This is a genomic window from Streptomyces sp. NPDC005728, from assembly GCF_040630895.1.
GTDB lineage: Bacteria > Actinomycetota > Actinomycetes > Streptomycetales > Streptomycetaceae > Streptomyces.
Window position 1 is genome coordinate 1 of record NZ_JBEXYL010000304.1, and the last position, 1,185, is coordinate 1,185.

General features: G+C 67.6%; 1 protein-coding gene and 1 pseudogene. One reads left to right on the plus strand and one right to left on the minus strand.

What is annotated here, in order from left to right:
- A partial coding sequence (locus ABZ471_RS48785; RefSeq protein WP_359075646.1) for a PP2C family protein-serine/threonine phosphatase occupies window positions 1–699 on the plus strand: 699 nt, incomplete at its 5' end.
- A gap of 72 nt (window positions 700–771) precedes the next feature.
- Here ABZ471_RS48785 and ABZ471_RS48790 read toward each other — a convergent pair.
- Window positions 772–975 (minus strand): annotated as a pseudogene (locus ABZ471_RS48790) (hypothetical protein); the annotation flags it as partial.
- Window positions 976–1,185 lie beyond the last annotated feature (210 nt).

The following is a 1,185-nucleotide window of genomic DNA, read 5'->3' on the forward strand; positions in this document are numbered from 1 at the left end:
ACGGGAGCGCAGATCGGCGGCGATCTGTACGAGGCCGTAGAGACCCGGTACGGGGTCCGGATGATCGTGGGCGACGTCCGCGGCAAAGGGCTGCCTGCTGTGGGTTTGGCCGCGGCCGTGCTGAACGCCTTCCGGGAGGCCGCGCACTACGAGGACGACCTGGTGGAGGTGATGAACCACTGCGCGGCTGCGCTGCACCGGGAGCGAGCCGCGCCGGGCGCGGTCGACCAGGACGGGAGGGAAGACCAGGCGGAGGATTTCGTCACTGCGCTCGTGGCTCAGGTGCCCGACGGCTTCGACGTCCAGGTGTTCAATCGCGGCCATCCGCCTCCGCTGCTGCTGCGCCAGGGCAGGGTTCACGCCCTGATGCCCAGTTCACCACTGCCGCCTTTGGGCCTGGACGACTTGATCACCGATCCTCCCGCCAAGGTGGAGAGTTATCCGCTCGCACCCGGTGACCGTCTGCTGCTGTACACCGACGGCGTGATCGAAGCCCGCAATTCTGACGGCGTTTTCTTCGCCTTGGCCGAGGCCATGGAAGCGGTGCCTGCCTGTACTCCGTCGCAGTTCCTGGAACAATTGCACCAGGCATTGATCTGTCACACCGGGGGCCACCTGGCGGACGATGCGGCGATGATCGTCGCTGACCGGCTCGACGAGGAAGAGGGCGAACCGGCAGTCGGCGCAGCTGCTGCCTGAAGTGACAGACCGCGTTGATCTTCCGGCCACGTCCTGAGCGCGGTGCTTGGCGAAACCCGCCGACTGAAGCGCTCAGTCACACCGGACCAGTTGGTCCGGGCTCGCTCGCGTATGCGCGGGGGGGCCTCTATGTCCTTCATCAAGGTGGTCTGGGGTGGCTGTTTCGGTGGTGTGTGGTTCGTAGATGGTGCCGTCGCGGAGCATCGCGAAGTGCACGCCCATGCGGTGCCGGGCGAAGCGGAAGAGGGCCTGGATGCGGGTCTTCCCTTGATCCCGCCATATGTCGCCCCTGCAGTTCGCCTGGCTGCAGGTGAACCGGGTCGGTCGTGATCCACTTGAGAGCCCGCCGGGGCTTGGGCTGTGTTGCCGGAAGCGTGATCACGCGGCGTCTCTCGCCGGGGCCGGTGCCCCCGGGCACGTCACAGCGCGAACGCCGGGACCCCGGGGGTACGGGGTCGACCGCACACCCCCGGTGCTCGCGAGGGC